The organism is Luteimonas changyuni, from assembly GCF_039548395.1.
Lineage (GTDB): Bacteria > Pseudomonadota > Gammaproteobacteria > Xanthomonadales > Xanthomonadaceae > Luteimonas.
Genome location: NZ_JBCLUZ010000009.1, coordinates 24,395 through 48,975, shown reverse-complemented (window position 1 = coordinate 48,975; position 24,581 = coordinate 24,395). Strand labels below are relative to the sequence as shown.

22 protein-coding genes and 1 pseudogene are annotated in these 24,581 nt (G+C 70.6%); 11 read left to right on the top strand and 12 right to left on the bottom strand.

Annotation, left to right across the window (positions count from 1 at the left end; all coding sequences use genetic code 11):
- Positions 1 to 55 precede the first annotated feature (55 nt).
- Together WCD84_RS05455 and ubiK are read right to left on the bottom strand one after the other, a co-directional pair.
- Complete coding sequence (locus WCD84_RS05455; RefSeq protein WP_343280684.1) at positions 56 to 1,582, bottom strand: YifB family Mg chelatase-like AAA ATPase; 1,527 nt, start codon at positions 1,580 to 1,582, stop codon at positions 56 to 58.
- Between the two features lie 10 nt (positions 1,583 to 1,592).
- Positions 1,593 to 1,886 carry a ubiquinone biosynthesis accessory factor UbiK gene (gene ubiK, locus WCD84_RS05450; protein WP_343280683.1) on the bottom strand — a complete coding sequence of 98 codons (294 nt, stop codon included), beginning with the start codon at positions 1,884 to 1,886 and terminating at the stop codon, positions 1,593 to 1,595.
- 144 nt (positions 1,887 to 2,030) lie between these two features.
- On the opposite strand from ubiK, the gene WCD84_RS05445 reads away from it, so the two are divergent.
- Positions 2,031 to 2,369 (top strand): P-II family nitrogen regulator, encoded by a 339-nt coding sequence (locus WCD84_RS05445; protein ID WP_343254637.1) that lies wholly within the window; start codon positions 2,031 to 2,033, stop codon positions 2,367 to 2,369.
- A 214-nt stretch (positions 2,370 to 2,583) separates the two neighbouring features.
- Here WCD84_RS05445 and speE read toward each other — a convergent pair whose 3' ends face one another.
- Positions 2,584 to 3,432: a polyamine aminopropyltransferase gene (speE, locus tag WCD84_RS05440; protein ID WP_343280682.1), complete on the bottom strand. Its 849-nt coding sequence runs from the start codon at positions 3,430 to 3,432 to the stop codon at positions 2,584 to 2,586.
- Between the two features lie 218 nt (positions 3,433 to 3,650).
- Between speE and speA the strand changes: the two genes are divergently transcribed.
- Positions 3,651 to 5,552, top strand: coding sequence for an arginine decarboxylase (gene speA / locus WCD84_RS05435; RefSeq protein WP_343280681.1), 1,902 nt, complete (start codon positions 3,651 to 3,653; stop codon positions 5,550 to 5,552).
- Positions 5,553 to 5,596: 44 nt separating this feature from the next.
- Positions 5,597 to 6,001, top strand: a complete 405-nt coding sequence (locus WCD84_RS05430) for a cupin domain-containing protein (protein ID WP_343254634.1) — start codon at positions 5,597 to 5,599, stop codon at positions 5,999 to 6,001.
- A 6-nt stretch (positions 6,002 to 6,007) separates the two neighbouring features.
- On the opposite strand, the gene WCD84_RS05425 is transcribed toward WCD84_RS05430, so the two are convergent.
- From WCD84_RS05425 to radC, 5 genes are all read right to left on the bottom strand, one after another.
- Positions 6,008 to 6,466 carry a DMT family transporter gene (locus WCD84_RS05425; RefSeq protein ID WP_343254633.1) on the bottom strand — a complete coding sequence of 153 codons (459 nt, stop codon included), beginning with the start codon at positions 6,464 to 6,466 and terminating at the stop codon, positions 6,008 to 6,010.
- A gap of 61 nt (positions 6,467 to 6,527) precedes the next feature.
- On the bottom strand, positions 6,528 to 7,283 hold the full coding sequence (locus tag WCD84_RS05420) for an SDR family NAD(P)-dependent oxidoreductase (RefSeq protein ID WP_343254632.1): 756 nt from the start codon (positions 7,281 to 7,283) through the stop codon (positions 6,528 to 6,530).
- Between the two features lie 60 nt (positions 7,284 to 7,343).
- The gene (locus tag WCD84_RS05415) at positions 7,344 to 8,129 is read right to left on the bottom strand and encodes an SPOR domain-containing protein (RefSeq protein WP_343280680.1); all 786 of its coding nucleotides are present in this window, start codon (positions 8,127 to 8,129) and stop codon (positions 7,344 to 7,346) included.
- On the bottom strand, positions 8,130 to 9,818 hold the full coding sequence (argS, locus tag WCD84_RS05410) for an arginine--tRNA ligase (RefSeq protein WP_343280679.1): 1,689 nt from the start codon (positions 9,816 to 9,818) through the stop codon (positions 8,130 to 8,132).
- Positions 9,819 to 9,894: 76 nt separating this feature from the next.
- Positions 9,895 to 10,569 carry a RadC family protein gene (radC, locus tag WCD84_RS05405; RefSeq protein WP_343254629.1) on the bottom strand — a complete coding sequence of 225 codons (675 nt, stop codon included), beginning with the start codon at positions 10,567 to 10,569 and terminating at the stop codon, positions 9,895 to 9,897.
- Between the two features lie 201 nt (positions 10,570 to 10,770).
- On the opposite strand from radC, the pseudogene coaBC reads away from it, so the two are divergent.
- The 3 genes and pseudogenes from coaBC to WCD84_RS05390 all read left to right on the top strand — a co-directional run bounded on the left by coaBC (position 10,771) and on the right by WCD84_RS05390 (position 14,824).
- Positions 10,771 to 11,987, top strand: a pseudogene (gene coaBC / locus WCD84_RS05400) (bifunctional phosphopantothenoylcysteine decarboxylase/phosphopantothenate--cysteine ligase CoaBC).
- A gap of 46 nt (positions 11,988 to 12,033) precedes the next feature.
- Entirely contained in the window at positions 12,034 to 12,492 is a 459-nt protein-coding gene (gene dut / locus WCD84_RS05395) for a dUTP diphosphatase (RefSeq protein WP_343254628.1), read from the top strand.
- A gap of 16 nt (positions 12,493 to 12,508) precedes the next feature.
- Positions 12,509 to 14,824, top strand: a complete 2,316-nt coding sequence (locus WCD84_RS05390; RefSeq protein WP_343280678.1) for a phosphomannomutase/phosphoglucomutase — start codon at positions 12,509 to 12,511, stop codon at positions 14,822 to 14,824.
- 139 nt (positions 14,825 to 14,963) lie between these two features.
- Here WCD84_RS05390 and WCD84_RS05385 read toward each other — a convergent pair whose 3' ends face one another.
- A complete protein-coding gene (locus tag WCD84_RS05385) occupies positions 14,964 to 15,593 on the bottom strand; it encodes a hypothetical protein (protein WP_343280677.1) in 630 nt (209 codons plus the stop codon).
- Positions 15,594 to 15,619: 26 nt separating this feature from the next.
- Entirely contained in the window at positions 15,620 to 16,282 is a 663-nt protein-coding gene (pyrE, locus tag WCD84_RS05380) for an orotate phosphoribosyltransferase (RefSeq protein WP_343280676.1), read from the bottom strand.
- 129 nt (positions 16,283 to 16,411) lie between these two features.
- Here pyrE and WCD84_RS05375 point away from each other — a divergent pair, with 129 nt between their 5' ends.
- From WCD84_RS05375 to WCD84_RS05360, 4 genes are all read left to right on the top strand, one after another.
- Positions 16,412 to 17,647 (top strand): cytochrome-c peroxidase, encoded by a 1,236-nt coding sequence (locus WCD84_RS05375; protein ID WP_343277053.1) that lies wholly within the window; start codon positions 16,412 to 16,414, stop codon positions 17,645 to 17,647.
- A 100-nt stretch (positions 17,648 to 17,747) separates the two neighbouring features.
- On the top strand, positions 17,748 to 18,575 hold the full coding sequence (locus tag WCD84_RS05370; protein ID WP_343277052.1) for an exodeoxyribonuclease III: 828 nt from the start codon (positions 17,748 to 17,750) through the stop codon (positions 18,573 to 18,575).
- Positions 18,572 to 19,894: an AmpG family muropeptide MFS transporter gene (locus tag WCD84_RS05365; RefSeq protein ID WP_343280675.1), complete on the top strand. Its 1,323-nt coding sequence runs from the start codon at positions 18,572 to 18,574 to the stop codon at positions 19,892 to 19,894. The genes WCD84_RS05370 and WCD84_RS05365 overlap by 4 nt, the downstream gene beginning before the upstream one ends.
- An 82-nt stretch (positions 19,895 to 19,976) precedes the next feature.
- Positions 19,977 to 20,225, top strand: a complete 249-nt coding sequence (locus WCD84_RS05360; protein ID WP_343280674.1) for a hypothetical protein — start codon at positions 19,977 to 19,979, stop codon at positions 20,223 to 20,225.
- A gap of 158 nt (positions 20,226 to 20,383) precedes the next feature.
- Here WCD84_RS05360 and WCD84_RS05355 read toward each other — a convergent pair whose 3' ends face one another.
- Both WCD84_RS05355 and WCD84_RS05350 read right to left on the bottom strand, forming a co-directional pair.
- Positions 20,384 to 21,502 carry an anhydro-N-acetylmuramic acid kinase gene (locus WCD84_RS05355; RefSeq protein ID WP_343254620.1) on the bottom strand — a complete coding sequence of 373 codons (1,119 nt, stop codon included), beginning with the start codon at positions 21,500 to 21,502 and terminating at the stop codon, positions 20,384 to 20,386.
- A 40-nt stretch (positions 21,503 to 21,542) separates the two neighbouring features.
- Positions 21,543 to 23,036: a peptidoglycan DD-metalloendopeptidase family protein gene (locus WCD84_RS05350; protein ID WP_343254619.1), complete on the bottom strand. Its 1,494-nt coding sequence runs from the start codon at positions 23,034 to 23,036 to the stop codon at positions 21,543 to 21,545.
- Between the two features lie 190 nt (positions 23,037 to 23,226).
- Between WCD84_RS05350 and tyrS the strand changes: the two genes are divergently transcribed.
- A complete protein-coding gene (tyrS, locus tag WCD84_RS05345) occupies positions 23,227 to 24,465 on the top strand; it encodes a tyrosine--tRNA ligase (protein ID WP_343254618.1) in 1,239 nt (412 codons plus the stop codon).
- Positions 24,466 to 24,581 lie beyond the last annotated feature (116 nt).

The following is a 24,581-nucleotide window of genomic DNA, read 5'->3' as shown; positions in this document are numbered from 1 at the left end:
TTGAAGGGAATTTTAGTCCCAATCGGGACTTTGCGCAAATCGGCTCGCCCCGATATCACGCTGCCAGCGGCTGTCCCCGGGGATCGATGCCGCGATAGCCCAGCGCTTCGGCGAGGTGGGCGCTGCCGATGGCGCTGCTGCCGGCAAGATCCGCGATGGTGCGCGCCACCCGCAGGATCCGGTGCATGGCGCGGGCGGAGAGCTGCAGGTTGTCGATGGCCCGTTCGAGCAGGACCTGGTCGGCGGTGGCGAGGCGGCAGTGCGTGCCGGTGGCGGACTGGTCCAGGTGGGCATTGAGTACGCCGGCGCGCTCGAGCTGGACGCTGCGCGCCGCGACGACGCGCTCGCGCACGGCGGCGCTGGATTCCCCGTGGGGCGCGTCCGGGCGGAGCTCGGCGGGAGACACGCGCGGCACGTCGACGTGCAGGTCGATGCGGTCGAGAAGCGGTCCCGATACCCGCATCCGGTAGCGCTGCACGGCGTCCGTGCTGCATTGGCAGCGGCCCGAAGCGTCGCCGGCCCAGCCGCAGGGACAGGGGTTCATCGCCGCGACGAGCTGGAAGCGCGCGGGGAACTCGCTTTGCCGCGCTGCGCGCGAAACGGTGACGGTGCCCGATTCCAGCGGCTGGCGCAGCACTTCCAGCACGTGGCGGCTCCACTCGGGGAGTTCGTCGAGGAACAGGATGCCGTTGTGGGCCAGCGAGATCTCTCCCGGGCGCGGCTCGCTGCCGCCGCCGGCCAGGGCGACGGCGCTTGCGGTGTGGTGTGGCGCCCGGAACGGACGCTGCAGCCAGCGCGCCGGGTCGATGCCGCGGCCGCTGACCGAGGCGATGGCCGCGGTCTCCAGCGCCTCGGCTTCGCTGGCCTCGGGCAGGATGCCGGGCAGGCGGGATGCGAGCAGGGTCTTGCCGCAGCCGGGGCTGCCTGCCAGCAGCAGGTGGTGTCCGCCGGCCGCGGCGATCTCCAGCGCGCGGCGGGCGCGGAGCTGGCCGCGCACGTCGGCAAGGTCGGGCACGCCCGCAGCCGGGCCGGTCGCGGCCGGTCCGGCCTCGGCTTTTGGCAATGGCCGCTGCCCGGTGAGGTGTGCGCAGACTTCCGAAAGCGTACGGGCCACGCGCACCTCGACGCCCCGGGCCAGTGCGGCTTCGGCGCCGTTCACCGCAGGCACCACCAGCACGCGGCCGGCCTCGCCGCAGGCCAGCGCGGCCGGCAGCACGCCGTCGACCGCGCGAAGCTCGCCGGTCAGGCCCAGCTCGCCCAGGAACTCGTGGCCGGCCAGCGCCGAGGCCGGCAGCTGGCCGCTGGCAGCGAGGATGCCCAAGGCAATGGGCAGGTCGAAGCGTCCGCCGCCCTTCGGCAGGTCGGCCGGCGCCAGGTTGACGGTGGTGACCCGCGGAGGAAACTCGAACTGCGCGCAGCGGATGGCGGCGCGCACGCGGTCCTTGGATTCGCGCACCGCCGCCTCGGGCAGGCCGACCATCGACATTCGCGGCAGGCCGCCGCTCATGTAGACCTCGACCGTGACTTCCGGCGCGCGCACGCCGGCGCGTGCACGGCCGTGCACGATCGCAAGCCCCGGCATGGCGGAGGCCCTAGTGCGGCTGCTGCGGCGCGGGCGGCATGGACTGCGCCGCACCGCCCGCGGCCAGCCGGGCTTCCAGCTGCGCCACCTGTGCCTCCAGCACCTCAAGCTTTTCGCGCGTGCGCAGCAGCACCGCGCGCTGGACGTCGAACTCCTCGCGGGTCACCAGGTCCAGGCGCGAGAGCCCCGCCTGGAGCACGGACTTGAAGTTTTCCTGCAGCTCCTCGCGGCCTTCGCGCAGGCCCGGGGGCACCAGGCTGCTGAGGCGGCGGGCGAGGTCGTCGATGTGGCCGAGATCGATCATGGGGGTGTCCTTCCGGTGTTGGCAGCAGTCTGGCCCTGGCACGGGCCTGGCGCCATCGGCCGGGCGCGTGCCGGCATGTGGGAAAAAGCCCGTGCAGCGCGCGGGCCGCGGTATCCTGCGGGCCCTGCAAGCGGAGGCCGCGTGATGAAGATGATCATGGCGATCATCAAGCCGTTCAAGCTCGACGACGTGCGCGAAGCGCTGTCGGAGGCCGGCGTGGCCGGCATCACCGTGACCGAGGTCAAGGGTTTCGGCCGCCAGAAGGGCCACACCGAGCTCTATCGCGGCGCCGAGTACGTGATCGACTTCCTGCCCAAGATCAAGCTCGAGGTCGCGGTCACCGACGACCAGGCGGAGCTGGTCACCGAGGCGATCCTGAAAGCCGCTTCGACCGGCAAGATCGGCGACGGCAAGGTCTTCGTCTACAACCTCGAGCGCGCGGTGCGCATCCGCACCGGCGAGCTGGACGCGGACGCGCTGTAGCCCATCCTGTAGACACCACGCAGGAGCCCTGCAGAGCCCTATGGAGCCCTATGGAGCCCTATGGAGCCCTATGGAGCCTTGCAGCAGCCCTGTGTGGGAGCAGCTATAGCTGCGATCGCTGTTTCCGGCGCTGCAATATTCCGGAGGCGCTGATCGCAGCTATAGCTGCTCCCACAGGTATCCGGCGCGGTCAGGTATCCGGCGTGGCCGTGCCTCAGCCCAGGGCTTCGGCCACGAACGGCGGCAGCACCTGCGCCGCCCTGTGCATGTCGGCGCTGTAGTACTTGGTGTCGAACGCCTTCGCCGACGCGTCCGCCTCGCGGAATCCAAAGCCCCGCCCGCCCTTGCGGGCCAGCGTGCAGCTCCACCAGCCGGTGGGATAGCAGGGCTGCGGGAAGGGCAGGGTCTGGAAGCTGTCGAAGCCGGCCTTGCCCATCTCGGCGCGCATGGCCTGGATCAGCTCCAGCAGCACCAGCGGAGACTCCGACTGCTGCACCAGGATGCCGTCGTCCTTCAGCGCGCGGAAGCAGCTTTCGAAGAAGCGTTTGTTGAACAGTCCCTCGGCCGGACCGACCGGGTCGGTCGAGTCCACGATCACGACGTCGAGCGAGCCCGGCGCGCAGTTCGCCATGTAAGCGATGCCGTCGTCGAACATCACCTCGGCGCGCGGATCGCCGTTGGATTCGCACAGCTCGGGGAAATACTTTTCCGCCATGCGCGTGACCTGCTCGTCGATGTCGCACTGCACCGCGCGCGCAACGCCCGGGTGCTTCAGCACCTCGCGCAGCGTGCCGCAGTCGCCGCCGCCGATGATCACGACGTTCTTCGGGTCGGGATGGGTGAACAGCGCCGGGTGCGTCATCATCTCGTGGTAGAGGAAATTGTCGCGCGTGGTGACCATCATTGCGCCGTCGATGAGCATCACGTTGCCCCAGTCGGTCGATTCGAAGATCTCGATCTTCTGGAACGGCGACTGCACCTCGTCCAGCTTGCGGGTGACCCGGTAGCCGATGGCGGAGCCGGAGGGGTCGAAGTTCTCGTAGAGCCAGGTCGGGGCGGTCATTGCGGGCGTCCGGAAGCGGGATCGAAGGCCGCGGATTGTAGCGGACGGGTCGCGGCGCACCGTTCATGCGGCCCGGATGGCGTGCCGTGCTGACGCCCGACGGCGGCGTCCGGCAGCGGCGCACGCGCAGCATGCAGTGCGGGGCCATGCCGGTCACGGCCGCCGATGCGTGCGAAGGCTAGAATGCGCGCCTCACCCCACGGCTCCGGATTGCGCACATGACCGCATGGTCCATCGACCAGGCCCGCAAGACCTATTCGATCCCGCACTGGTCTTCGGGTTATTTCGACGTCGACGACGCCGGCCGCGTCGTGGTCCGCCCGTGCGGCGCCGGCGGGCCGTCGATCGCGCTGCCCGAGGTCGTCGACCGCGCGCTGGAGCAGGGCGCCAACCTGCCGATGCTGGTGCGCTTCCCCGACGTGCTCGGCGACCGCCTGGGCGCGCTGCAGGCGGCGTTCGCGCAGGCGCAGGCCGACTGGGAGTACGAAGGCGGCTACACCGCGGTCTACCCGATCAAGGTCAACCAGCACCAGGGCGTGGCCGGTACCCTGGCGTCGCACGCCGGTGACGGCTTCGGGCTGGAGGCCGGCAGCAAGCCCGAGCTGATGGCGGTGCTGGCGCTGTCGCGCCCCGGCGGCCTGGTCATCTGCAACGGCTACAAGGACCGCGAATACATTCGCCTGGCGCTGATCGGGCGCAAACTCGGAATGAACGTCTTCATCGTGGTCGAGAAGCCATCCGAGCTGAGGCTGGTGATGGAAGAGTCGAAGGCGCTGGGCGTGGAGCCGGTGCTCGGCGTGCGCATGCGCCTGGCGACGCTTGGCGCGGGCAAGTGGCAGAACTCCGGCGGCGACAAGGCCAAGTTCGGGCTCAGCCCGCGGCAGCTGCTGGACCTGTGGAAGTCGCTGCGCGACGCCGGCATGGGCGATGCGCTGAAGCTGCTGCACTTCCATATGGGCTCGCAGATTTCCAACGTGCGCGACATCGCGCGCGGCATGCGCGAGGCCACGCGTTATTTCGTCGAGCTGTCGCAGCTGGGCGCGGACATCGACTACGTCGACGTCGGCGGCGGCCTCGGCATCGACTACGAGGGCACGCGCTCGCGCAGCTACAACTCGGTCAACTACGGCATGGCCCAGTACGCGTCGAACATCGTCCAGCCGCTGGCCGACGCCTGCGCCGAAGCCGGCCTGCGCCAGCCGCGCATCGTCACCGAGTGCGGCCGCGCGATGACCGCGCACCACGCGGTGCTGGTGGCCAACGTGTCCGAGGTCGAAGCCGCGCCCGAGGGCCGCGTGCCCGATGAGCACGACGACGAGCCCGCGGTGATCCGCCACCTGCGCGAGATCCACGCCGAGCTCGAATCGCGGCCGGCGGTGGAGCTGTTCCACGAGGCCCAGCACCACCACGCCGAGGGCCTGAGCCTGTACGCGCTGGGCCAGCTCGACCTGGTGCACCGCGCGCGCATCGACGACCTGTTCTACGCCATCGCGCACGCGGTCAGGGCGCGCCTGACCTATGACGAGAAGAGCCACCGCCCGCTGCTCGACGAACTCAACGAGCGCCTGGTCGACAAGTACTTCGTCAACTTCAGCGTGTTCGAGTCGATGCCGGACGTCTGGGCGATCGACCAGGTGTTCCCGATCGTGCCGATCGAGCGCCTGGACGAGGCGCCCACGCGCCGCGGCACCATCGCCGACCTGACCTGCGACTCCGACGGCAAGATCGACACCTACGTCCAGAACGAGGACCTGGACAGCTCGATGCCGCTGCATCCGCTGCGCGCGGGCGAGAACTACCGCCTCGGCTTTTTCCTGGTCGGCGCCTACCAGGAGATCCTGGGCGACATCCACAACCTGTTCGGCGACACCGATGTCATCGCGGTCAAGGTCGAGGGCGAGGGCGAGGTCGAGGGCTATGCCATCGTCCGGCAGCGCCGCGGCGACACCACCGACGTGATGCTCGACTACGTGGGCTATGCTCTGGACGACCTTCGCGCGGAATACGACGCCAAGGTCGCCGCCGCGAAACTGCCGGCCGACGAGTCGGCACGCCTGCGCGACGCGCTTGAGGCCGGACTGACCGGCTATACCTATCTGGACGATACCCCGCTGGAATGACGCGGATCCTGTCCGACACCGTTTTTCCCCAAGGAGGCCAAGGCGTGAAGAAGGGCTATGTCGACAACATCGAGGACCGCACCCTCGAAAATACAGATTTCCGCCGCGTGCTCTACACCGGCGCGCACCTGCAGCTGGTGCTGATGTCGCTGCAACCGGGCGAGGAGATCGGCAAGGAAGTGCATCCCGACATCGACCAGTTTTTCCGGGTCGAGCAGGGCAAGGCGACGCTTCTGATCGACGGCGTCAGCCACACGCTGGAGCATGACGACATCGCCATCGTCCCCGCGGGTGCCGAGCACAACGTCATCAACGCCGGCGATGCGCCGCTCAAGCTCTACACCCTGTATGGCCCGCCCGAGCATCGCGACGGCACCGTGCACGCCACCGCGGCGATCGCCGAAGCGCGGCACGAAGCCGATCACTACGACGGCAAGCCGACCGAGTAAGCGGTATCAGGCCGGCGGCGCCTTCCACGGCGCCGCCACCAGCGCCACGCCCAGCAGCACCAGCACGGCGCCGGTGATCCGCGTCCAGTCCGCCGGCCGCTGCGCCTGCAGCACGCCGTAGTGGTCCAGCAGCAGCGAAGCCACCACCTGGCCGAATACCGCCAGGCAGATCGCCGCCGCCGCGCCCACGCGCGGGATCAGCAGGGTGAACACCGCGACGTAGATCGCGCCGAGCACGCCGCCGATCCAGATCCATGCCGGGAAGCGCGCATCGGGCGCCGCGGCCCAGGGCGTGCGCGATGCCAGCAGCCAGCTGCCCAGCACCACGCTGCCGACCAGGAACGAAACGAAGGCCGCCATCACCGGCCCGTGCAGCGCCGTGGCCAGGCGCGCGTTGACCAGGCCCTGCAGCGGCAGCACCGCGCCGATGGCGACGATCGCGAGCATCGCCAGCCACGCGTTCACGGCCTGCGCTCCCTGGCGCCCGCGCCGCGGCCCGCGCATTCCGGCCCGGGCCGGCGCGGACTCACGCGTGCGGATCCCGGTGGATCTGCAGCCCCGCCAGCGACTGGCTCACCGGCATCACTTCCAGGCGGTTGATGTTGAGGTGCGGCGGCAGGTTGGCGATCCACCAGGTCGATTCGGCGATGTCGGCGGCGGTGATCGGCGCGCTGCCGGCGTACAGCGCATCCGATGCCGACTGGTCGCCGCCGGTGCGCACCAGGGTGAACTCGGTCTCCGCCAGCCCCGGCTCCAGCACGCTCACGCGCACGCCGGTTCCGTGCAGGTCCGAGCGCAGGTTCATCGAGAACTGGTCGACGAAGGCCTTGGTCGCGCCGTAGACGTTGCCGCCCGGATACGGATACACGCCCGCGATCGAACCGATGTTGACGATGGCACCGCGGCGTTCGATGAGCGTCGGCAGCAGCCGGTGGGTGACGGCGACCAGGGCGGTGACGTTGGTGTCGATCATCTGCCGCCACTGCGCCAGGTCGCTGGCCTGCGCGGGCGCGGTGCCGAGCGCGAGGCCGGCGTTGTTGACCAGCAGGTCGACGTCGCGAAAGCCTTCCGGGATCGCGTCCATCGCGGCGGCCATGGCGTCGGCGTCGCGGATGTCGAAGCAGGCGGTGTGCACGCGGTCGCGGCCGAGGCGTTCGGCCAGGGCGTCGAGGCGCGCCTGACGACGGCCGGTGACGACCGCGCGCCAGCCATTGGAGACGAAGCGCTCGGCGATCGCGGCGCCGAAGCCGGCGGTGGCGCCGGTGACAAGCAGGGTCTTCATGCCCGGGATTCTACGCCGGCGCCCTGTTGGAGCGGCCTTGGCCGCTCCAACAGAAGACGCTCAGCGGGCGCGGATCGCCAGGGCTTCAAGGCCGCCGTTGCCGAGCTTCTGCTTGGCTTCGGCCAGTTCCGACGCGGTCCCGTAGGGGCCCATGCGCACGCGGTGCATCGCGCGGCCGTCGATCTGTGCGGTCTCCACGCGGGCCACCAGCCCGAGCATCGCGATGCGCGCCTTGAGCGCCTCGGCGTCGTTGTTGCTGGCAAAGGAGCCGGCCTGGAGGATGTAGCGGGCGCCGTCGGCGGTCGCCGCGGCAGGCGGGGTGGCCGTGGCCACCGGCGCCTTCGGTGCCGATGGCGCCGGGTCGGGCGTGGCGGCGTCGGCAAGGTCCGCGGCGTCGGTGCTGCGCTCCTGCTGCTGCCGGGCCGCCCGTTCGCGGGCGAGCAGTTCGTCCTGGCGCGCCTGTTCCGCGCGCGCGCTGGCGGCGAGTTCGGCGTCGGTCATGGCCACTTCCTGGCCGGGAAGCAGGTCGTAGAACTCGTAGCGTGTCTCGGGCGCGGCGGACCCGTCGGCGGCGTCGGCGGCGTCGGCGGCCGGTCGCGGCCGCGCGGAGGGCGCATCGTCGGCGACGCTGTCGCCGGCCTCGGGACTGGCCACGGCGGGGCGCGCGTCCGGATTCGGGGTCGGGCGGAAAAAGCTGGATTCGCCGTCCGGCTTCAGCAGCCGCGGCGCCACCAGCACCACGGCCACCGTCAGCAGGATGCCGATGATCATCCACGCCCAGCCGGGCAGCGGCGCGCTGCTGCCGCTGTTGCGACGGGCCTGGGACTTGCCGCGCTTGACTGCCACTTACATCGCCTCCGGGGCTTGCACGCCCAGTACGTCGAGTCCGTTCGCCAGCACCTGGCGGGTCGCGAGCGCGAGCGCCAGGCGGCCGTCGCGGACATCGGTTTCATCCACCAGGAACTGGTGGTCGTTGTAATACGACTGGAAGGCCTGTGCCAGCTCAAGCAGGTACTGCGCCACCAGGTGCGGCTCCAGAAGCTGCCCGGCCGCGGCCAAGAGTTCCGGCCAGCGGCTGATCGAAGTGACCAGCTCGAGCGTGGCGGAGCTGTCGAGGTCCAGCGCCTGCGCCAGTCCGTTCTCGAGGTCGAAGGCCAGGCCGCGCTCGTCCACCTGCCGCATCAGGCCGCAGATGCGCGCGTGCGAGAGCTGCACGTAATACACCGGGTTGTCGAGCGACTGGCTGCGCGCCAGGTCGATGTCGAACACCAGCTGCGAGTCCGGCTTGCGCGCGACGAGGAACCAGCGCGTCGCGTCGCGGCCGGCCTCGTCGATCAGGTCGCGGAGCGTCAGGTAGCTGCCGGCACGCTTGGAGAGCTTCACCTCTTCGCCGCCGCGCATCACCGTGACCATCTGGTGCAGCACGTATTCCGGGTAGCCCTGCGGGATGCCGGCATCGAGCGCCTGCAGGCCGGCCTTTACCCGGGCCAGCGAGCCGTGGTGATCGGCGCCGAGCTCGGTGATCGCGCGCTCATAGCCGCGCTGCCACTTGCCGAGGTGATAGGCGACGTCGGGCACGAAATAGGTATAGGTGCCGTCGGACTTGCGCATCACGCGGTCCTTGTCGTCACCGAAGGTGGTGCTGCGCAGCCACAGCGCGCCGCCGTCCTCGTAGGTGTGGCCGGCGGCGACCAGCGCGGCCACGGTCTCTTCGACCTTGCCGTCGGCATACAGCGACGACTCCAGGAAATACACGTCGAAGTCGACGCCGAACGCGGCGAGGTCGCCGTGCTGCTCCTTGCGCAGCCAGGCCACGGCGAAGCGGCGGATGGCGTCGAAGTCGTCGGCGTCACCGTTGCCGCTGACCACCTGGCCCTCGACCTCGACGCTGGCGCCGTCCAGGAACGCGCGTGCGACGTCGGCGATGTAGTCGCCGCGGTAGCCGGCTTCGGGCCAGCCGGCGTCGTCGGGCGTGAGGCCTTTCGCGCGCGCCTGCACCGAGTGAGCCAGGTTCTCGATCTGCACGCCGGCATCGTTGTAGTAGTACTCGCGCTTCACGTCCCAGCCGTTGGCGTCGAGCACGCGCGCGATGCAGTCGCCGATCACCGCCGCGCGGCCGTGGCCGACGTGCAGTGGGCCGGTGGGGTTGGCGGAGACGTATTCCACGCCCGCTACGCGGCCCGCGCCGCTGGCATTGCGGCCGTAGGCCGCTCCCTGCGCATGGACTTCGCGCAGCTGGCCCTGCCAGGCGCCAGCGGACAGGCGGAAGTTCAGGAAGCCGGGCCCGGCGATCTCGACCGCGGCGATGTCGCCGCCGGTAGGGATGGCTTCCGCCAGCGCCTGCGCGATCGCGCGCGGATTGCTGCGCGCGGGCTTGGCCAGCAGCATCGCGGCGTTGCTTGAGAAGTCGCCGTGCGCACGGTCCTTGGGCCGCTCGATCACGAAGTCGGGCGTGGCCAGGTCGGCGGGCAGGGTGCCCTGGTCGCGAAGAGTGGCGATGCCCTGTTCAACCAGGGCCTTGAGCGTGGATTTCACTGGGATTCGCAGCGGGAACGTACGGCCGCACATTGTACGCGAGGGGCCCGCCCCGGCCGGCCTGCGGCTGAACCGCCTAGACCCAGCCCCGGGCGGCCAGCGAGACCGGCGCGCCGTCGCCGATCACGAAATGATCCAGCAGGCGCACGTCGACCAGGCGCAGGGCCTGCTTGAGCTGGGCGGTAACCGCGCGGTCGGCGGCGCTGGGCTCGCTGCTGCCGCTGGGGTGGTTGTGGCCGACGATGACCGCGGCCGCATTGTGGCCGAGTGCCCGCCGCACCACTTCGCGCGGATGGACCTCGGCGCCGTCCACGGTGCCGCGGAACAGCTCTTCGAAGGCCAGCGCGCGGTGCCGGGTGTCGAGGAACAGGGCGGCGAAGACCTCGCTCGGATACCCGCGCAGGCGCTGGGCGAAGTAGCGGCCGGCGGCATGCGGATCGGTCAGCGCCTCGCCGCGCTCCAGCCCCGCGGCCATGTGCCGGCTGGCAAGCTCCAGCGCGGCGGCCAGCTGGCAGGCGCTGGCGGGGCCCAGGCCGGGCAGCTTGACCAGCTCCGGCCCTGGAAGGTCCAGCAGGCGCCGCAGTGGGCCGTGCCCGGCAAGCAGCCTGCGCGCAGTCGCGACGGCGTCCAGGCCGCGTACGCCGGAGCCGAGGAACAGCGCCAGCAGCTCCGCGTCCGAAAGCACCGCGGCGCCGCGTGCAAGGAGCTTCTCGCGCGGGCGTTCGCCGCTGGGCCAATCGCGGATGTGCATGGGCGTGCTCCATGAGGGTGGTCGTCGGCCGCCGGTGCATCGCGACAGGGGTGGGGCCGCATGGCTGGCAAAGCGGGGGGCCTGCACCGGCTGCCGACGTGGATCCATTGCACGCGATACGGCCCCGCGCCGCCGCCGGCCCGCCCCGGGCGTTCGGGTAAGCTGTCCGACCGTTCCCGGGTCAGGACACTCCGAACGCGCATGGCCAAGGTCGACAGCCAGCTTGAAGGCGAGCGCATCCTGCTGTGCGTGTGCGGCGGCATCGCCGCGTACAAGTCCGCGGACCTCGTGCGCCGCCTGCAGGACGCCGGCGCGCAGGTGCGGGTCGCGATGACCGGAAGCGCGATGCACTTCGTCGGCGCCACCACCTTCCAGGCGCTGTCCGGCGAGGCCGTCCGCACGTCGCTGTGGGACCCGGCGGCCGAAGCCGCGATGGGCCACATCGAGCTCGCGCGCTGGGCCACGCGCGTGCTGGTGGCGCCGGCCACGGCCAATACGCTGGCCAAGCTTGCCCACGGCCTTGCCGACAACCTCGTCACCACCCTGTGCCTGGCGACCACCGCGCCGCTGGCGCTGGCACCGGCGATGAACCACCGCATGTGGCTGCATCCGGCCACGGTGGCCAACATGGCGCTGCTGCGCGAGCGCGGCGCGCTGGTCATGGATCCGGTCGACGGTCCGCTGGCCGAGGGCGAGTCCGGCCCCGGGCGCATGGCCGAGCCGCTCGACATCGTCGCCGCGCTGGCGGCCGCGAGGGCATGAGCCGGGACCCGCTCGCCGGCCTGCGCGTGGTGGTCAGCGCGGGGCCGACGTTCGAAGACATCGACCCGGTGCGCTTCATCGGCAACCGCAGCAGCGGCAAGACCGGCTTCGCGATCGCCGCCGCGGCAGCGCGGCGCGGCGCGGAGGTGGTGCTGGTGGCCGGCCCGGTCGCACTGGCAACCCCCACGGGCGTGGCGCGCGCCGATGTGCGCTCCGCCGCGCAGATGCACGCGGCCGTGCTCGCCGCCTTGCCGGCCGACATCTACATCGGTGCCGCCGCGGTCGCCGACTTCACTCCCGCCGCGGTCGCCCAAGGCAAGATCAAGAAGCGACCCGGCGAAGACGGCCTGGTGCTGGAACTGGTGCGCACCGCCGACATCCTTGCCGACGTCGCGTCGCACGCGCTGCGCCCGCGGCTGGTCGTCGGTTTCGCGGCCGAGACCAGCGACCTTGACGCCAACGCCCGCGGCAAGCTGCAGCGCAAGCGCGTCGACCTGCTCGCCGCCAACCGCGTCGGTATCGCCGGCAGCGGCTTCGAGTCCGACGACAACACCCTCCATGTCTTCAGCTCCGAAGGCATGCAGGTGCTCGGACCGGCTCCCAAGACCGAACTCGCCTGCGCACTGCTCGACCTCGTCGCCGCGCGCCTGGCCTGATCCGCACATTCCGCCCGCCACGGCGCCTACCAGGACGCATCACGCCATGCAGCACACGCTGGACCTGAAGATCCTCGACCCGCGCATCGGCGGCGACTGGCCGCTGCCGGCGCACGCCACCGAAGGCAGCGCGGGAATGGACCTGCGCGCCGCGATCGACGCGCCGCTCGAACTCGCGGGCGGCGACACCGCGCTGGTGCCGAGCGGCATCGCCATCCATATCGGCGATCCCGGCCTGTGCGCGATGGTGCTGCCGCGCTCGGGCCTCGGCCATCGCCATGGCCTGGTGCTGGGCAACGGCACCGGGCTGATCGACGCCGACTACCAGGGCCCGCTGATGGTCAGCCTCTGGAATCGCTCGCGCGAGGCCTATGTGGTGCAGCCCGGCGACCGCATCGCGCAGCTGGTGCTGGTGCCGGTGGTGCGCGCGGGGCTGCGGGTGGTGGATACTTTTGAACAGAGCGCGCGGGGCACGGGTGGATTTGGCCATACGGGCACGCGCTGAAGGGGGCGACGCAGGCATGGATCTCAAGGTTTCCAACAAGGCACGGCAGGCCGTGATGCAGGCGCGGCCCTTGCTGCTGCTGCTGGCCGGGCTGGTGGTGGTGCTGGCGCTGTGGCTGGCGTGGACGGGCTGGCGGCAGATGCAGGACCAGGCGCGCCGCGACTCGCTTGCCGTCAACCGCGACGCCGTGGCGCAGGCGGTCGCGCGCTCGCTGCAAACCGAGCTCGACCGCCTCGAAGAACGCCTTGCTTCGTCGCCGGTGCGCGACGCGCTGGCGGCCGGCGACTTCGCCGCGGCGGGCGAGGCCCTGGGTCGCGACTGGCCGAACCTCGACCAGGCCGTGATCCAGGACATCACGTTGGCCGATGCCTACGAGGCGATCGACGATGCCGGCTACGGGCGGATCCTCGTCGGCGAAGCCGCGATCGCCGAGGGCAAGCCGGTGCTGTGGGTGGTGCGCGACGGCGGCGCGCCGATGCTGGCCCTGGCCGCGCCTGCGCAGGTGGACGGCACGCCGGTTGCCGTCGCCTACGTGCGCCTGCCGCTGGCCCGCGCCAGTGCCAGCCTGGCCGCCGTGGACGTGCCGGGCTCGACCTATCTCGCGCTCCGCCAGGGCGGCTTCACGCTCGCCGAGCGCGGCGACGCCAGGTACGCCGAATCCGCGGAACGCATGGCGGTGCCGATCGCCGGCAGCGGGATCCGCGTCGCCGCCGGCCTGCCGGCGCGCCCGCAGGCGCTGTTCGGCCTGGCTGCGGTGCCGTCGTTCGTGGTCGCCGGCGTGCTGCTGCTGCTCGGATACCTGTTTGCACGGCTGCCGTCGCTGCTCGGCAGGCCGGAAGATGAAGACGCGGGCGACACACCCACGCTCGAGCAGGCGCTCGAGCTGGGGCCGATGGCCGATGACAGTGCCGTTCCGGCGGCGCCGGTGCGTGACATGGCGCCGGCGGCAGTGGCGATCGACCCCGGCATCTTCCGCGCCTACGACATCCGCGGCATCGTCGGCCAGACGCTCGACGTCGGCGTCGCCGAACTGATCGGCCACGCCATCGGCTCGCTGATGCACGAGCAGGGGCTGAAGGACATCGTGATCGGCCGCGACGGCCGCCTGTCCGGTCCCGACATGGTCGCCGGGCTCACCGCCGGCCTGCGCAAGGCCGGCCGCGACGTCATCGACATCGGCATGGTGCCGACGCCGGTGGTGTATTTCGGTGCCTATCACCTGCGTACCGGCTGCTGCGTGTCGGTGACCGGCAGCCACAACCCGCCCGACTACAACGGCTTCAAGATCGTGGTCGGCGGCGAGACGCTGGCCGGCGATGCGGTCACCGACCTGTACGCGCGCATCGCCGAGGACCGCCTGCACACCGCACCGGCGCCCGGCGGCGTCACCGAGCGCGACATCGCCGATGACTACGTCGAGCGCATCGCCTCCGACGTCCAGATCGACCGCGCGCTGAAGGTGGTGGTCGATGCCGGCAACGGCGTCGCCGGCGAGATCGGGCCGCGCGTGCTCGAAGCCATCGGTGCCACGGTCGAACCCCTGTTCTGCGAGATCGACGGCACCTTCCCCAACCACCATCCGGACCCGAGCGACCCGGACAACCTGGTCGACCTGATCAACATGGTGGAGCGATTCGACGCCGACCTGGGCATCGCCTTCGACGGCGACGGCGATCGCCTGGGCGTGGTCACCAGGAGCGGCGAGAACATCTTCGCCGACCGCCTGCTGATGCTGTTCTCCGCCGACGTGCTGGAGCGCAACCCGGGCGCGGTGATCGTGTACGACGTGAAGTGCACCGGCCGCCTGCAGGGCCACATCCTGCGCCACGGCGGCAGCCCGCTGATGTGGAAGACCGGGCACTCGCTGATCAAGGCCAAGATGCGCGAGACCGAGGCCGAGCTTGCCGGCGAGATGAGCGGGCACTTCTTCTTCGGCGAGCGCTGGTACGGCTTCGACGACGGCATCTACGCCGCCGCGCGCCTGCTCGAGATCCTGGCCTCGCGCACGGAGTCGCCCAGCGAGGTGCTGGCCGCGCTGCCCGCCGGCATCGCCACTCCGGAGATCAAGGTGGATGCCCCCGGCGGCAACCCGCATGCCTTCGTCGAGCGCTTCGTGGCGGAGGCGAAGTTCGAAGGCGGTGCGCGTCCGTCGACCATCGACGGTCTGCGCGTGGATTTCCCGGATGGCTGGGGCCTGGTGCGCGCGTCGAACACCACGCCGGTGCTGGTGCTGCGCTTCGATGCCGACAGCGAGGAGGCGCTGGATCGGATCCGCGGCGAGTTCCGCGAGCAGCTGCTCGCGATCGACCCGGGGCTGCCGCTGCCGTTCTAGCCTGTGGTCCGCGCTGCCATGGCGGCGATCGCGGCCATGGCCGCTCCCACAGGTACATGGGCGGCATGGCCGCTGCTATACAGGTGCATGGGCTGCCATGGCCGCTCCCACAGGTGCAGGGGCGGCCTTGCTGTACGCCTCAGCCGCCCTTCATCGCGCGGTAGCGTGCGAGGGCACCGTCCAGGTCGCTGCCCAGCGATGCGCGATCGACCAGCTGCCGCTCCATGATCGCCTGCTGACGCAGCAGGTCGCCGTGCTGCGACCGGACGCCATCGGCCAGGGGCTTGCCCACCGGCTGTTCAAGCAGCTCGCGCTCCGCGGCCTGGCGCAGCAGCGACAGCAGGCTCTGGCGCAGGTTGGCGATGCTGAGCTCGGAGGTCTTCAGCGACTCCTCCACCAGCAGGATGCGCTCGCCATAGGCGCGGCGCAGGTCGTTCTCGGTGGCATAGGACTCGACCATGGCCAGGTCGCGGCGATGGCGTTCGGCTTCGGCCATCTCGGCCTCGGCGGCGGCGCGGGCGTCGGCCTCGGCGGCCGTGCGCTCATCGCCGGTCAGCGCACGCGGCACGTCCCCGGTGCGGTTGCCGCTTGCGGCGCTGATCTCGGTGCGGGCGCGATCGAGGGCGCTGGCGGGCAGGGTGTCGCCGCAGACCTGGACCCCGCCTTCGTCCCAGCAGTAGAGCTTCTTTTCGGCAGGCGTCTTCTGCGCCACGGCCGCCAGCGGCAGCGTGGCCAGCGCGATGCCGGCGATCCAGTTCATGGTCTTCATCGTGTCCGTCCCCCCGGTCGGCCGCGTCAACCCGCCGCGCTGCCATAGCGCGCGCGGTAGGCGAACAGGCGCTCGCGCTCGTCCGACAGTGTCGCGTTTTCGCCGGTGAACGCAAGCAGGTCGCCGAGGCTGGCGATCGCCACCACCGGCACGCCCTCGTTGGCGGCCACTAGCGCCGCGGCCGAGCGGCGGTCGGTGGAATCGGCGTCGAGCACTTCCTGGCGGTCGAGCGCGATGGCCACGCCGGCCGGCGTGCCGCCGCCGTCGCGGATCAGCGCCAGCGCCTCGCGCACGGCGGTGCCCGCGGTGAGCACGTCATCGACCACCAGCACGCGGCGGCCGGCCAGCGGCGCGCCGACCAGGCTGCCGCCTTCGCCATGCGCCTTGGCTTCCTTGCGGTTGTAGGCCAGCGGCAGGTCGCGGCCGCGGCCTGCGTATTCGCAGGCGAGCGCAGTGGCCAGCGGGATGCCCTTGTAGGCCGGGCCGAACAGCAGGTCGAAGTCGAGGCCGGCGGCGTCGATGGCGTCGGCATAGCAGCCCGCGAGCGCCGCCAGCGTCGCCCCGGAGTCGAAGCGGCCGGCATTGAAGAAGTAGGGGCTGGTGCGGCCGGACTTCAGCGTGAACTCGCCGAAGCGCAGCGCTTCGGCCGCCAGTGCCAGCTGCAGGAACCGGGAGCGGTGATCGGACATGGCGTGTGCAGGCGGCCGCGGCGGGGTGGCCATGTTAGCAACCCCGCCGGGGTTGACCTCCGTCAACAGGCCTTCGCCGGCACTGGCCTATGGTGGATCGTGACGATGGCCTGGATACGGAGACGCGTGATGCTCGTTCGGACGAAGCTCGTGGTGTCGATTGCCCTGGCGCTGGTGGTGGCCACCGGTTGCGGACAGAGCGGTGGCGACGGGGCGGATACAGGCGCGGCCGGCGCCCCCACTGCCGACGTGGCCGCCACTGATGCCGCTGGTGCCGCGGCCCCGGCCGGACCCGCGGCCGTAACTGCCGATGCGGCCGCGGCCGGTGGCGTGCCGGGCACGGCGGAGACCGCGCAGGCGGCGGAGCCGGCGGTGGCCGGCGATGTCGATGGCGATCCGCTGCGGGCCATGGCCACGGCCATGTTCGGCACGATCCCCGCCAGCGTCGACGAACTCCGCGGCAAGCCGCTGGTCGCCCGCCAGGTCGAGCTGGGTCGCATGCTCTGGTTCGAACCGCGGCTTTCCCAGAGCCACCTGATCACCTGCAATACCTGCCACAGCCTCGGCACCGGCGGTGCCGACAACGTGCCGGTCTCGATCGGGCACGGCTGGCAGAAGGGCCCGCGCAATTCGCCGACCATGCTCAACGCCGTGTTCAACGCCGCCCAGTTCTGGGACGGCCGCGCCGCGGACCTGGCCGAACAGGCCAAGGGGCCGGTGCAGGCGAGCGTGGAAATGAACAGCACGCCCGAGCTCGTGGTCAGGACCCTGCAGAGCATTCCCGAATACGTGGACCGGTTCGGCGAAGCCTTCCCCGGCGAACGCCCGGTGAGCTTCGACAACATGGCGCTGGCGCTGGAGGCCTTCGAGGCCACGCTGGTAACGCCGGATGCGCGCTTCGACCGCTGGGTCCTGGGCGACGACAGCGCGATGGACGCGACCGAGCGCCGTGGCCTGGAGCTGTTCGTCAGCAGCGGCTGCGCGTCCTGCCACAACGGCCGCAACTTCGGCGGCCAGACCTACTTCCCGTTCGGGGTGATCGAGCGCCCTGGCGCGGAGATCCTGCCCGAGGGCGACAAGGGCCGGTTCACCGTCACCAATACCGCGACCGACGAATACGTCTTCCGTGCCTCGCCGCTGCGCAACGTCGAGCTGACCGCGCCCTATTTCCACAGCGGCCAGGTGTGGAGCCTGGAACAGGCGGTGGCGATCATGGGCACCGCGCAGCTGGGCCGCGAGCTTGACCAGGAGGAGTCCGGCGCCATCGCCGCCTTCCTGCGCACGCTGACCGGGCGCCAGCCGGTGGTGGAGTACCCGGTCCTGCCGCCGAGCACGCCGGAAACACCCAGGCCGGTCGCGATGTAACGCGCGTGCCCGCGCACTGCCGGCGGCCGTGCCGGCGGTGCGCTAACCTTGCCGGTCCGCGGGCCCGTGCCCGCCGCATCCGTCATGACACCGGCACACCATGCGCATCATCAGCTTCAACGCGAACGGCATCCGCTCGGCCGCCAGCAAGGGTTTCTTCGACTGGTTCCGCGCCCAGGACGCCGACATCCTTTGCGTGCAGGAAACCAAGGCCCAGGAGCACCAGCTCCTGGCCGCGGACGGCGATGGCCTCAACTCCGAGTTCCTTCCCGACGGCTACAAGGCCTGGTTCAAGGACGCGAGCACGAAGAAGGGCTACAGCGGCGTGGCGATCTACAGCCGCCGCGAGCCCGACGAGGTGCGCACCGCGCTCGGCTGGGCGCCATTCGATGACGAAGGCCGTTACATCGAGGCGCGCTTCGGCAATTTGAGCGTGGTGTCGTTCTACATCCCGTCGGGCTCGTCCGGCGAGCTGCGCCAGGGCTTCAAGTTCGAAGTCATGGACTGGCTGCGGCCGATCCTCGACCAGTGGCTGGCCAGCGGCCGCGACTACGTGCTGTGCGGCGACTGGAACATCGTGCGTTCGCGCAACGACATCAAAAACTGGACCGGCAACCAGAAGAATTCCGGCTGCCTGCCGCCCGAGCGCGCCTGGCTGAACACGATGATCGCCGACGCCTGCGGCGACGGACTGAGCGAGGCGCCGGGGCATGGCTGGGGCGACGCCCTGCGCATGCTGCGGCCCGACGCGGCGGACGAATACACCTGGTGGAGCAACCGCGGCGCCGCGCGCGCCAAGAACGTCGGCTGGCGCATCGACTACCAGTTCGCGACCCCGGCGCTGGCGAAGCGGGTCGAAGCCTGCGCGGTCCATGGCGAGCCGCGCTTCTCGGACCATGCGCCGCTGGTCGTGGACTACCGCGAGTGAGCACGGCCGAAGGCGCCGGCGTGCCGCGGAAGCCGTCCGCCTGGCGCGCGTTCGCGCAGCCATCGGCGCGGATCATGTTCTTCTTCGGTTTCGCGTCCGGACTGCCCTTCCTGCTGGTCGCCGGCACGCTGGCCTACTGGCTCCGCGACGGCGGGCTGGAGCTGCGCGAGATCACCATGATCGCCAGCGCCGGCCTGGCGTATTCGTTCAAGTTCGTCTGGGCGCCGCTGGTCGATCGCTGGCGGCTGCCGCTGCTCGGCCGCTTCGGGCAGCGCCGCGGCTGGCTGCTGCTGGCGATGGCCTGCGTGATGATCGGGCTGCTGGCGATGTCGGCGCTGACGCCCGAGCGGCTGGCGGTTTTCGTGGCGCTGACGCTGTTCGTGGCATTTTCCGGCGCCACGCTCGACATCGCGGTGGACGCCTACCGCGTCGAGATCGCGCCCGCCTCCGAGCAGGGCGCGCTGGTGGCGACCTATTCGCTGGGCTACCGGATCGCGCTGATCGTGTCCGGCGCGCTGGCGCTGGTGCTGGCCGACCATGCCGCGTGGGCGAACGTGTACCGGGTGATGGCGGCCTGCATGCTGGTGCCGATGGTGGCCTGCCTGCTGGCGACCGAGCCCGCCGTGGTCCGCGTGCGCACCCGGGGCTGGGCGGCCGGGCTGCGCGAAGGCGTGGTCGAGCCCTTCGCCGACTTCTTCCGCCGCTTCGGCAGCGGCATCGGCCTGGTGGTGCTGCTCTTCATCCTGTCGATCAAGATTTCCGACCAGGCGATCGTCGGCGGCATCATCGGCCCGTTCTACCTCGACCAGGGCTTCAGCAAGACCGAGATCGCCGCGGTGACCAAGGTCTACGGCATCTGGGTGGGAATCGCGGGTGCCTTCCTCGGCGGCGTGGCGGTCGCGCGCTGGGGCATCCACTGGCCGCTGCTGGCGGCGATCATCCTCGGCGCGGCCAGCAATCTGCTGTACCTGGCGCTGATCGGCGCCAACGGCGACATCGGCCTGCTGACCCTGGTGATTTCGGGCGAGAACCTGGCCCAGGGCTTCCTCGGCACCGCCGCGGTCGCCTACCTGTCGGCACTGGTCAACCAGCGCTACACCGCGACGCAGTACGCGCTGTTCTCGTCGTTCATCATGCTGCCCGGCAAGGTGCTGGGCTTTTTCTCGGGCGCCATCGTCGAGACCAGCACCGGGGGCTATGCGACCTATTTCCTGATCACCGCGGTGGTGGCTGTGCCGGCGGTGCTGCTGTTTTTCTGGCTGAAGCCGCGGCTGCGCCTGGGCGACGAGGCGGGGGCTGTCGCCGAGGACGCCCGGTGAGCGCGTGCCGGGCCTTGCCGATCCGCGCGCGTCGTCGTATCTATGGCACGTTGCCATGAACGATGGTGATTGGACCGGAGCCATGACCGACATCGTGCTCAAGGACATCGACGAAGTGCTGCTTGAACGCATCAAGCGCGTCGCCGACCGCCGCGGCTGGGCGCTGTCGCACGCACTGCTGCAGCTGCTGGAGCGCGGCCTGTACGCGGCCGAAGGCGACGGCAAGCTCAGCTTCGACAACTCCGAGGCCGACGTGCTGCAGGCCGCGATCGCGGCCCTGGAAAGCGTGCCCGACGGCGATTTCTCGATGATCGGCCAGCTCCCCCAGTAGGAGCAGCTATAGCTGCGACCGGGATCTCCGGCCGGAGCCCGATCCCATCCGGTGGTCGCAGCTATAGCTGGTCCTGCAGGGCGCCGCTGGTCGCAGCTATAGCTGCTCCTACAGGGCGGGGCTGGTCGCAGCTATAGCTGCTCCTACAGGACGCCCGATCACGCCTGGTGGATGGCGCCAAGGATCCGCGGCCCCGCGGCGCCGGTGACGCTGGCGAGGTTGCCCGGCCGTCCGGCCAGGGTCTCGCGCGCCAGCCAGGCAAAGGCCATGGCCTCGATCGCATCGGGGTCCAGTCCGTGCGCGGCGCTGGATTCAACCGCGATGCCCGGCATCTCCGCCGCCAGCGCCTGGATCAGGCGCGGATTGTGCACGCCGCCGCCGCAGGCGATCACGCGCGTGGTGCCGGGCTGGGTCGCGCGCAGGGCGTCGGCCACGGTGCGCGCGGTCAGCGCGAGCAGGGTGGCCTGGACGTCGGCCGGTGATTGCGTGCCCGCCAGCCGCGACTCCACCCAGCCGAGGTGGAACGCGTCGCGCCCGGTGGACTTCGGCGGCGGCAGGGCGAACCAGGGTTCGTCCAGCAGGCGTGCCAGCAGTGCGGCGTCGGCCCGGCCCTCGGCGGCGAACGCGCCACCGGCGTCGAAGGCCTTGCCGCGGTGGCGCAGGCACCAGGCGTCCATCAGGCCGTTGGCCGGGCCGGTGTCGAAGCCGCGCACCGGTCCTTCGCCGGGCAGCAGGGTGAGGTTGGCGATGCCGCCGAGGTTGAGCACCGCGCGCGATTCGGCGGGATCGTGCAGCAGCGCCGCGTGCAGCGCCGGGACCAGCGGCGCGCCGTGGCCACCGGCGGCCACGTCGCGACGGCGGAAGTCGGCCACGGTGGTGATGCCGGTGCGCTCGGCGATGGTCGCCGCGCAGCCGAGCTGCAGGCTGAAGGGCAGGGAGCCGTGCGGGCGGTGGCGCAGCGTCTGTCCGTGCGAACCGATGGCGGCGACGGTTGCCGGGTCGGTGTCCGAGTCGGCCAGCGCGTGCTGCGCGGCGGCGGCGAAGGCGCGTCCGATGGCGACGTCAAGCTCGCCCACGGCGTCCAGCGACAGCAGCGCGTCTTCCTGGCCGAGCGCTACCAGCCGTTCGCGCAGGACCGGCTCCCAGGCATAGGTGCGTGCGAAGCGCAGCGCCGGGCGCGTGCCGGCGGCGGCGTCGTCGAAGTCGACCAGCGCGGCGTCGATGCCGTCGGCGCTGGTGCCCGAGATCAGCCCGAGGAAGCGCTGCCGACCGGCCATGCGTGAAGCCCCCTGTGGCGCCGCGTGGGCGGCGCGGCGATCAGCCCTGTCCGCGGCCGGACGGCGCGTCGCGCTTTGCCTCGGCCACGCGGGTGCCATCCGCGGCATCCGGCACCTGGGCGTAGATGATGTCTTCGACGGTGCGGATGCGCGCCAGCGCCGGCCCGGTCTGGGCGTGGAAGGCGGCCAGCGCGACGCCCTTAAGCGGCTCGGGCTCGGGCATGGTGTGCTGCAGCGGGTTGCGGTGCACGCCGTTGATGCGGAATTCGTAGTGCAGGTGCGGGCCGGTGGACAGGCCGGTGCTGCCGACGCGGCCGATCACCGTGCCCTGGCTGACGCGCTGCCCCTGGCGGATGTTGCCGAAGCCGGACATGTGCGCGTACAGCGTGGTGTAGCCGCGGCCGTGGTCGAGGATCACGGTGTTGCCGTAGCCGCCACGCCAGCCCTTGAACTGCACGCGGGCGTCGCCGGCGGCCATGATCGGCGTGCCGGTGCGCGCGGCGTAGTCCACGCCCTTGTGCTGGCGCACGCTGCCGCTCACCGGGTGCCTGCGCGAGCCGAAGCGCGAACTCAGGCGCGCGTACTGGATCGGCATGCGGATGAAGCTCTTCTTCAGCGGCCGGCCTTCGGCGTTGTAGTACTCGGTCTTGCCGTCCTGCTCGAAGCGGAACGCGGTGAACGGTTTGTTCTTCGCCGTGAACACAGCGGCCAGGACCTTGCCGGTGCGCAGCAGCTCGCCCTCGCGGTAGACCTGCTCGACGACCACGCTGAAGCGGTCGTTCCGGGTGACGTCGGTGTTGAAATCGATGTCGTACTGGAAGATCTCGTCGGTCAGCATGTTGATGCTGGAACCCGACAGCCCGAGCTTGCGCGCGGAGTGGAATAGCGAGCGGCCGACCTTGCCGCTGACCACGGAGGTGCGGACCTCGATGGGGCGCTCGATGACGGTTTCAACGACCTTGCCGGCCTCCAGCGCGAGCTCGACGCGCTCGGCTTCGCCGCGGTCATAGCGCAAGGCGTGCAGGCTGCCGCGGCCACCGTTCGCCGGGGACGGATTGAAGGCGAAGCCCAGCTGGGCGCCCGGGCGAAGCCGGGTCAGGGCATCGCGCGCGCCGGGCTGCTCGAGAAGCGCGTGCATGGTGCTGGCCGGGATGCCCAGTTCGTCGAAGATGGCGCCAAGGGTCTGGCCCTTTTCCACCGTCACCGGCATCCAGCTGGCGGCCGCCGCTTCCGGCTCCGGCTGCACGGGAAGCACCGGCAGCGACAGCGAGAGGGTGGTCAGGCGCGCGCTGTGCGGCACGTCGACGGCGGTATTGAAACCGGGCACGATGGCCAGCAGCAGGGCGCCCGCGGTGGCCACGAGGCTGGCATGGGCCCACTGGCGGCGCGACCAGCGGCGGTTGCCGATGGTTTCGGTGGCGATGTCGGCCTGGTGGTTGCTGAATTCGGTTTGGCGCGTGAGTTCGCGCAGGTTCTCGAGGCGGATGCGCTGGCTGCGCAGGTCTTCGGACTGGGGCGATTCGGGCGTGGTCATAAGCGGATCGGACCCCCGGGCCCGTGCGTGACGGGCGCGTCACGGAGCCACCATAATCACGCTAAGACCATGCGTCAAACGATTGATGCGACTGGAATTTCCCCCGGGCAATAATTTAACTTGCCGTTAACACGCACTTGAACCCGCGTCACATTTTCACATCGTCATGACGCTCAGCCGGACTCGACCCTTGTCACAGAATTCCCAAGACCACGCCCTCCAAGCAGACGGCCTCGAACTGATCGCCCGCGGCACCGACGAAATCCTCAAGCGCGAGGAGCTCGAGGCCCGACTCGCCTCCGGCCGCGCCCTGCGGGTCAAGGCGGGATTCGACCCGACCGCCCCCGACCTGCATATCGGCCACACCGTGCTGCTCAACAAGATGCGCCAGTTCCAGGACCTGGGGCACACGGTGGTGTTCCTGATCGGCGACTTCACCGGGATGATCGGCGACCCCTCGGGCAAGAGCGCGACACGCAGGCCGTTGACGCGCGAGGACGTGCTGGCCAACGCGAAGACCTACCAGGACCAGGTGTTCAAGGTGCTGGACCGCGAGCGCACCGAGGTCCGCTTCAACTCCGAGTGGTTCGGGAAAATGGGTGCGGCCGACATGATCCGCCTGGCTGGCCAGCACACCGTGGCGCGCATGCTCGAGCGCGACGACTTCGCCAAGCGCTATGCGGCGCAGCAGTCGATCGCGATCCACGAATTCCTCTACCCGCTGGTGCAGGGCTACGACTCGGTGGCGCTTCAGGCCGACGTCGAGCTCGGCGGCACCGACCAGAAATTCAACCTGCTGATGGGCCGCGGCCTGCAGGAGCACTACGGTCAGAAGCCGCAGGTGGTGCTGACGATGCCGCTGCTGGTGGGCCTGGACGGCGTCAACAAGATGTCCAAATCGCTCGGCAACTACATCGGCGTGACCGATCCGGCGATCGACATCGTCAACAAGAGCATGAAGATCGGCGACGACCTGATGTGGGACTGGATCGAGCTCTTGAGCTTCGACATCGGCATCGAAGAGGCGACGCGGCTGAAGGCGGACGTGGCATCCGGAGCGCTGAATCCGCGCGAGGTGAAGCTGCGCCTGGCGCGCGAGCTGGCCACGCGCTTCCACGACGCGGCAGCGGCGGACACCGCGATCGCAGGCTGGCACGCGGCGGTGACGGGGCAGGGCGACACTTCGCTGCTTCCGCTGCAGGACGTGGCGGTGCCGGCCGACGGCCTGCGCATCGCCGCGCTGCTGACTGCGGCGGGGATCACGCCGTCGAACTCGGAGGCCAATCGCAAGCTGAAGGAGCGCGCGGTGAAGGTGGACGGCACGGTGGTCGATGATGCCGGCACCACGTTCGCGCCCGGCTTCGAAGGCGTGCTGCAGGTCGGCAAGCGCAACTTCGCGCGGGTGAGGCTGGTGAACGCGGCTGGTTGAGAGCTGTCGCGGTGGGCGAATCTGGTCGGGTGCTTGCGGTGCGGGGTCGCAGCTTTAGCTGCTCCTAAAAAAGCCGCGATGCCGGAAATGAAGACGGCGCCCTGGGGCGCCGTCGT

What these genes read in the sequence shown, in the direction of transcription:
- WCD84_RS05375 (WP_343277053.1), top strand. Translation starts at nt 16,412, where the DNA reads ATGCTCGTTCGGACGAAGCTCGTGGTGTCGATTGCCCTGGCGCTGGTG.
- WCD84_RS05385 (WP_343280677.1), bottom strand. Translation starts at nt 15,593, where the DNA reads ATGAAGACCATGAACTGGATCGCCGGCATCGCGCTGGCCACGCTGCCG.
- WCD84_RS05420 (WP_343254632.1), bottom strand. Translation starts at nt 7,283, where the DNA reads ATGAAGACCCTGCTTGTCACCGGCGCCACCGCCGGCTTCGGCGCCGCG.
- WCD84_RS05455 (WP_343280684.1), bottom strand. Translation starts at nt 1,582, where the DNA reads ATGCCGGGGCTTGCGATCGTGCACGGCCGTGCACGCGCCGGCGTGCGC.
- ubiK (WP_343280683.1), bottom strand. Translation starts at nt 1,886, where the DNA reads ATGATCGATCTCGGCCACATCGACGACCTCGCCCGCCGCCTCAGCAGC.
- WCD84_RS05445 (WP_343254637.1), top strand. Translation starts at nt 2,031, where the DNA reads ATGAAGATGATCATGGCGATCATCAAGCCGTTCAAGCTCGACGACGTG.
- WCD84_RS05370 (WP_343277052.1), top strand. Translation starts at nt 17,748, where the DNA reads ATGCGCATCATCAGCTTCAACGCGAACGGCATCCGCTCGGCCGCCAGC.
- WCD84_RS05350 (WP_343254619.1), bottom strand. Translation starts at nt 23,036, where the DNA reads ATGACCACGCCCGAATCGCCCCAGTCCGAAGACCTGCGCAGCCAGCGC.
- pyrE (WP_343280676.1), bottom strand. Translation starts at nt 16,282, where the DNA reads ATGTCCGATCACCGCTCCCGGTTCCTGCAGCTGGCACTGGCGGCCGAA.
- radC (WP_343254629.1), bottom strand. Translation starts at nt 10,569, where the DNA reads ATGCACATCCGCGATTGGCCCAGCGGCGAACGCCCGCGCGAGAAGCTC.
- WCD84_RS05390 (WP_343280678.1), top strand. Translation starts at nt 12,509, where the DNA reads ATGGATCTCAAGGTTTCCAACAAGGCACGGCAGGCCGTGATGCAGGCG.
- WCD84_RS05360 (WP_343280674.1), top strand. Translation starts at nt 19,977, where the DNA reads ATGACCGACATCGTGCTCAAGGACATCGACGAAGTGCTGCTTGAACGC.
- speE (WP_343280682.1), bottom strand. Translation starts at nt 3,432, where the DNA reads ATGACCGCCCCGACCTGGCTCTACGAGAACTTCGACCCCTCCGGCTCC.
- dut (WP_343254628.1), top strand. Translation starts at nt 12,034, where the DNA reads ATGCAGCACACGCTGGACCTGAAGATCCTCGACCCGCGCATCGGCGGC.
- speA (WP_343280681.1), top strand. Translation starts at nt 3,651, where the DNA reads ATGACCGCATGGTCCATCGACCAGGCCCGCAAGACCTATTCGATCCCG.
- WCD84_RS05355 (WP_343254620.1), bottom strand. Translation starts at nt 21,502, where the DNA reads ATGGCCGGTCGGCAGCGCTTCCTCGGGCTGATCTCGGGCACCAGCGCC.